General features: G+C 56.0%; 5 protein-coding genes and 2 rRNA genes. 2 read left to right on the forward strand and 5 right to left on the reverse strand.

From position 1 onward, the window contains the following. Nucleotides 1-282: 282 nt before the first annotated feature. The 3 genes from LJE91_18450 to LJE91_18460 are packed head-to-tail and all read right to left on the reverse strand — an operon-like array spanning nucleotide 283 to nucleotide 2,716. Nucleotides 283-1,002 carry an SPOR domain-containing protein gene (locus LJE91_18450; GenBank protein MCG6870631.1) on the reverse strand — a complete coding sequence of 240 codons (720 nt, stop codon included), beginning with the start codon at nucleotides 1,000-1,002 and terminating at the stop codon, nucleotides 283-285. Further along, the gene (locus tag LJE91_18455; GenBank protein ID MCG6870632.1) at nucleotides 999-1,736 is read right to left on the reverse strand and encodes a type III pantothenate kinase; all 738 of its coding nucleotides are present in this window, start codon (nucleotides 1,734-1,736) and stop codon (nucleotides 999-1,001) included. The genes LJE91_18450 and LJE91_18455 overlap by 4 nt, the downstream gene beginning before the upstream one ends. Further along, nucleotides 1,733-2,716: a biotin--[acetyl-CoA-carboxylase] ligase gene (locus LJE91_18460; GenBank protein ID MCG6870633.1), complete on the reverse strand. Its 984-nt coding sequence runs from the start codon at nucleotides 2,714-2,716 to the stop codon at nucleotides 1,733-1,735. The genes LJE91_18455 and LJE91_18460 overlap by 4 nt, the downstream gene beginning before the upstream one ends. Before the next feature lie 104 nt (nucleotides 2,717-2,820). Between LJE91_18460 and LJE91_18465 the strand changes: the two genes are divergently transcribed. Next, complete coding sequence (locus LJE91_18465; protein MCG6870634.1) at nucleotides 2,821-3,462, forward strand: lytic transglycosylase domain-containing protein; 642 nt, start codon at nucleotides 2,821-2,823, stop codon at nucleotides 3,460-3,462. Nucleotides 3,463-3,742: 280 nt separating this feature from the next. Beyond that, nucleotides 3,743-5,422, forward strand: a complete 1,680-nt coding sequence (locus LJE91_18470) for a glutamine--tRNA ligase/YqeY domain fusion protein (GenBank protein ID MCG6870635.1) — start codon at nucleotides 3,743-3,745, stop codon at nucleotides 5,420-5,422. Nucleotides 5,423-5,518: 96 nt separating this feature from the next. Here LJE91_18470 and rrf read toward each other — a convergent pair. Continuing rightward, nucleotides 5,519-5,634, reverse strand: a 5S ribosomal RNA gene (rrf, locus tag LJE91_18475). 118 nt (nucleotides 5,635-5,752) lie between these two features. Continuing rightward, nucleotides 5,753-6,168, reverse strand: a 23S ribosomal RNA gene (locus LJE91_18480); the annotation flags it as partial.

A 6,168-nucleotide genomic window follows, 5' to 3' on the forward strand; every position in this document is an offset into this window, starting at 1 on the left:
TCGCGCCTGGATGACGAACGATCCCGGCGCGGCGCTGTCCCTGCTTTGCTTGGGCACCGGTCTTGGGCTTCCTGCCCAAGCCGTTCACTGCTTCGCAGCTCACCCGGCGCGATCCGGTATGCCATTTTCCGGCAATCGCCTGAATCCCATTGCCAGCGCATGTTGACGCCGGGCAGTCCGCAATCAGGTGCCCGCCGGTACCGGGCTTCACCGATCCGAACCCCTGCACGACTTCACCTGAGCCAGTCGATCCGGGACCGAACACGGGGAATCCCAGAATCCTCAGTGGCAGTCCCGTTCCAGTTGCTCCACTGAATCCGGTGCCTGCACCAAATCGCGCCACCGCGCCGGCGACATCTCCACATCCTCGCCAGCCCCGTAATCGATCCAATATTCGATGACGTTTCTCAGGTTGGGACGGATCTGAGGATCGAATCCCAGTTTGCGGATGTCGTCAGCCCTCCTGGCGGCCCGACTGCGATAGTTGTAGAGCCCGAGCGAAATCGTTTTCCTGTACTCCCCCACCGTCTCGATATAGTAGTCTCTGACCCCCCCGGCCTTCAGCTCGTCAACGGCCTCCCGGGCTTGTCCTGGACCGTCGAAGCCGGTGAGGTAGACCCAGTAACCGGTTGGCCTTCTCTGCCTGGCCTCCCTGACCTCCACATCCGGATCCACGCCCGTGAGCGCTTCGGCCGCCTGCCGCGCAGTTTCTTCCGCAGCGAACGGCCCAATGCTATAGCACCTGGGTGGTGACGTCCCCGATGCCGCCTCGCGTTCAGCAACGCCCTCCCCAACGGGTTCGTTGACGGCATGGCCGCCGTCCATTGTCTGCGCCGCCGTGCCGCCTGCGCCATCGCCGGATTCACTCCAAAGTATCAGCCGTTCGGCCGACGAGGGAATTGGCGGGGCCGGACTTGTCGGAGGTTCCAGCGGGTTTGCCAGTACCCAGACCAGGTAAACCAGGTTGGCGGCGAGAAGCATGAAAAAAAGCGCGCGCATCATTCCCCCGCCACCAGAACCGCAAGGCCTCTGAGTACGAGATGACGCATTCGAACGAATGACCCGGAGAGGTTCGGGGCGAGATAGTCCGCATCTCCGCCATCAATCACAGTGCTGATCGGCGGTCGCATGCGCTCTCGCATATCGCTGCTGATCTTCTCGAGCGATGCGAGCATGGCCCGGGTCGTTCCTGAGAGAACCCCGTCTATTGTGTCGCTGGCAAACAGATCGCGGACATCTTCCCGCCCGGATACACTGATCTCCGCAGCGCCGGCATTGAGGCTCGATCTCATCAACTGTAGTCCCGGAAATATCAAACCTCCCAGATGCCTTCCTTCGACATCCAGGGCGTCGACCGTCACTGCGGTACCACAATCCAGCACGATGGCCGCAGTCCCCAACGCTCTCCTGACCGCAACCATGGAAAGAAATCTGTCCACGCCCAGATGCGATGGATTCCGGTATGCAATCCGGACACCAAATCCAGATTCGGGTGTCTGGACGAATTTCACAACGATACCCGGGTTCATCCTCAAAATCCTGCTGAGATCGTGATTGAAACCTGCACCACGTACCGACGCCATGTAGACCCGTTTCGGGCAAATCCTCCACAACGCCCTGACTACCGAGTCCACCGGATCGGTGCCGTACTGCATGACACTCACATTTCCGAGTTGCCCCCGGTCAAACGGCGCCAGCTTGAAGCGGCTGTTCCCCAGATCGAGCAGCGCGATCACATTGCCTCCCGCAGACTCACATCACCAAGTGCGAAGGACTCCTGACCACGTTCCGTATGCAGTACGATGCGACCTGAACAATCAATCCCGGCGGAACAACCGCGCACGGTCTTCCCGTTGCCCTCACGTAGTTCGACGACCTTACCTACCATATCGTCGCGAACCCGCCATCGGACTGGAAGATCCTGCACCCCGTGCGCAGCCATCCCGCAGACCGTATCGACGACAGTGGCAATGATGACTGCGGCTACACGATTGCGCGATACCAGGTTCCGGGGCATGATTTCTTGCAAATCGACGATCGGCCGATCGCTCCTGGTCGACCATTCCGGGGGAAACCGGTAGTTCACTCCCACCCCGCATACTACTGTCACACTCTGGTCGGCATAAATCCTGGTCTCGATCAGAATACCGCCCAGCTTTTTCCCTGACCGGACCAGGTCGTTGGGCCATTTGACGCCGATGCCCCTTGCCCCGAGCCCTCTGAGAGCGTCGGCCAGGTTCAGGGCGAGCAATGGACTCAGGGCACCAAGGTGTCGCTGGCCCGGGACAACGTGCTGCCGCACCGAAAGGTACACACCACCGGCATACGGCGAGAGCCACTCCCTACCCCTCCTGCCACGACCACCCGTCTGCATCTCCGCCAGGCAAATCCGAACCCCACCGACGTCGTGTGAACTCAACCGCATCAATCTGGCATTCGTGGAGTCGACTCGCTGCTGCACGTCCAGGTCCACAACCTTACGGCGGACTTGCTCGGGCAGACTTCCGCGAATCAGTCCGGAATCGAGAGGTTCGATCGCATGCGCAAGACAGTATTTATTGGCGTCCAAGCGGACTACCAATATCCCGCTATTCGAGAGTTCCCGAAACGCGGCGAGGATCCCCTCCGGGTGTGTCCCCAGGTCCTCGCTCAGGCCGGCAAGAGTGCGAGGACGCCCGTCCGAGAGCTCAACGATCAGTCTTGCATGGTCAGTCATGAGAATCGAGGAGACAACCGGTCGTATTCGACCGTCTGGGTGAATATGCACACCGGGGAATCCGGTCTAGAATACGGGGTATTGCCGCATCAATAGAAAACGAAATGCGACTCCCAGTCAACCTGACCGCGGTCACGACCCTGATCTTGATGATCGTTTGCGCCCCGTATGCGACCGCGGGTTCGAATTACTATATCTATCGCGAGAAGGACGGTACCCTTTGGTATTCGAGCACGAAGCTGAAGGATGACAAGTTCTCCCTCCTGGCCACTGTCGGCAAGCCGCGCGATTCGCGAGAATCCGGTTCTGTGGTCTGCTCGTCAACCTCGCAGTCATTGTTAAGGCGTGAACAGAAGCATGCCGGAACCATCGAACGCTATTCGAGAAAATTCCAGATCGACCCCAACCTTGTGAAGGCCATCATCCGGGCCGAATCCTGCTACGACCGGTATGCGGTATCCCGCGTCGGGGCAAAAGGGCTGATGCAGTTGATGCCACAGACTGCGATGAAGATGGGTGTAGAGAACATTTTTGACGCCGAGGAGAATATTCAGGGAGGCATACGATATTTCAGCCAGATGCTCTCCGAGTTTGAAAACGACCTTCGCATTGCGCTTGCCGCCTACAACGCCGGCCCGGAGGCCGTTAAGAAGTATAGCGGCATCCCTCCCTACGAGGAAACCATCGAGTACGTCAAGCGTGTAATGGGATACTATCAACAGTACAGTGCTGCGGGGCTCTACTAGGGACTCTTCGGGCAGCCAAGGGAGCCCATTTGCAAAGGCAGCAATTCTCTGGCAGGGACGTCTGGACTGGACTGATCAAGCAACCACAAGCTGTCGTCAACAACCAGTTCGGTAATACTCCAGTCAGACCACACATCGAGGTGTGGGTACCGAAACATCGGAAATGCGATGACCGGCTGCTACGGAGGCTCCTCGGATACCTGTCGTGACCGGAGATCTTGTTTATTGTCAAACCGGCTTCTGAGATCTGCAAGCTATGCCTGACCCTTTGAATGCGATCATGAGTGAAAAAGACCAACCTGTGAACTTCATTCGATCAATAATCGAGAAGGACTTGCGTGAGGGAAGGAACAATGGGCGGGTATATACGCGTTTCCCACCAGAACCGAATGGCCATCTACATATCGGTCATGCGAAATCGATCTGCTTGAACTTCGGGATATCCAAGGACTTCCACGGTAAATGCAATCTGAGATTCGACGACAGCAACCCGGAAAAAGAAGAGCTCGAATACGTTGAATCCATTATGCGGGATGTTCATTGGTTGGGATACGATTGGGATGAACTACACCATGCTTCTGAGTACTTCGAGCAACTGTATGAATGCGCTTTGTCGCTAATCAAAAAGGGAAAAGCCTATGTCGACAGTCTTAACGCAGAAGAGATGCGCACACTTCGCGGCACCTTGAAGGAACCGGGGAAAGACAGTCCTTACCGAAACAGGTCCATCGACGACAATCTTGATCTCTTTCAGCGAATGCGTGCAGGCGATTTTAGCGACGGCGAACACGTTCTGCGCGCTACAATCGATATGGCGTCACCGAACCTCAATATGCGCGATCCAGTCTTATACCGTATCAAACACGCGCACCATCATCTGACCGGGGACGACTGGTGCATCTATCCGATGTACGACTTCGTCCATCCACTTTCTGATGCCTTCGAGAAAATCACGCATTCTCTTTGTACCCTGGAATTCGAGGACCATCGTCCACTCTACGACTGGGTACTGGTTGAAGTCGAAACCAACTGCCATCCGCAACAGATTGAGTTTGCACGACTCGAACTCGAATACACGGTGATGAGCAAAAGGAAACTCCAACAGCTCGTTCAGCAAGAACACGTCAGTGGGTGGGACGATCCCCGCATGCCGACGATTTCAGGGTTGAGACGACGTGGCTACACTCCCCCAGCAATCAGGGAATTCAGCGACCGTATTGGAATCACAAAAAAGGATACATGCATCTCGATAGGAGTCCTGGAGAACGCGATACGTGAGAATCTTAACGAACACGCCCCACGTGCAATGGCAGTCCTTAGACCGCTGCGTGTCACTATTGAAAATTACCCGGACAAACATGTCGAAGAACTAGATGCGGCTAACCATCCCGCCCGCCCTGAAATGGGTACGCGCAAAGTCCCGTTCTCGAGAGTCATTTACATAGAACGTGATGACTTCATGGAAGATCCCCCGAAGAAGTTCTTCCGGCTGGCACCAGGGAGGGAAGTCAGGCTGAGGTACGCTTACTTCATAACCTGCAAGAAGGTTATCAAGAATGAAGACGGTGATGTTGTCGAACTTGTCTGCTCTTACGACCTCCAGACACGCGGCGGGTCCTCACCTGACAACAGGAAAGTCAAAGGGACGATTCACTGGGTGGATGGATCGCAATGTCTGAATGCCGAAGTTCGTCTATATGATCGCTTGTTTACGGTTCCGAATCCCGGTTCGAGCAATGACTTCATTTCCCATCTGAATCCGGCTTCGCTGACTGTACTTCAGGGTTGTAAGGTAGAACCTGCACTGGGAACAGTAAGCCTCGATGACAGGTTTCAATTTGAGCGCCAGGGCTATTTCTGTCTGGACGCCGTCGATGGGCACACCGAAAATCTGGTATTCAATAGGACAGTAACACTTCGGGATACCTGGGCAAAGATCGAAAAAGCCCATCAGGGGTAGACCCGCGCCACTTCCTGCTACTGACCGCCTTTCAAACTCCTGCGCGCAATAAAAACCCCTGCCGGGTTCAGCCCGACAGGGGTTATCCAATGAAATGCCTGGCAGTGACCTACTTTCGCAAGGGGAAGCCCCTCACTATCATCGGCGCTGAGTGGTTTCACTTCCGAGTTCGGAATGGATTCGGGTGGTTCACACTCGCTATTGCCGCCAGACAAACCGGTAATGCCTATCCACGCTATCAAACGCGGACAGACGCTAATCTATGAAAGGCATCCATCAAGCATGTCGTCTTCACTGATTCAACAACCACCCAAAATGCTTGGGTGTTATATGGTCAAGCCTCACGGGCAATTAGTACTGGTTAGCTCCACGCGTTACCGCGCTTCCACACCCAGCCTATCAACCTCGTAGTCTTCGAGGGCCCTTTAGGGACATCGAGTGTCCAGCGAGACCTAATCTTGGGAGGGGCTTCCCGCTTAGATGCTTTCAGCGGTTATCCCGTCCGCACGTAGCTACCCGGCAGTGCCACTGGCGTGACAACCGGAACACCAGAGGTGCGTCCACTCCGGTCCTCTCGTACTAGGAGCAGCTTCCCTCAAGTCTCGAACGCCCACGGTAGATAGGGACCGAACTGTCTCACGACGTTCTAAACCCAGCTCGCGTACCACTTTAAATGGCGAACAGCCATACCCTTGGGACCTGCTTCAGCCCCAGGATGTGATGAGCCGACATCGAGGTGCCAAACA

Source organism: Gammaproteobacteria bacterium, assembly GCA_022340215.1.
Lineage (GTDB): Bacteria > Pseudomonadota > Gammaproteobacteria > JAJDOJ01 > JAJDOJ01 > JAJDOJ01.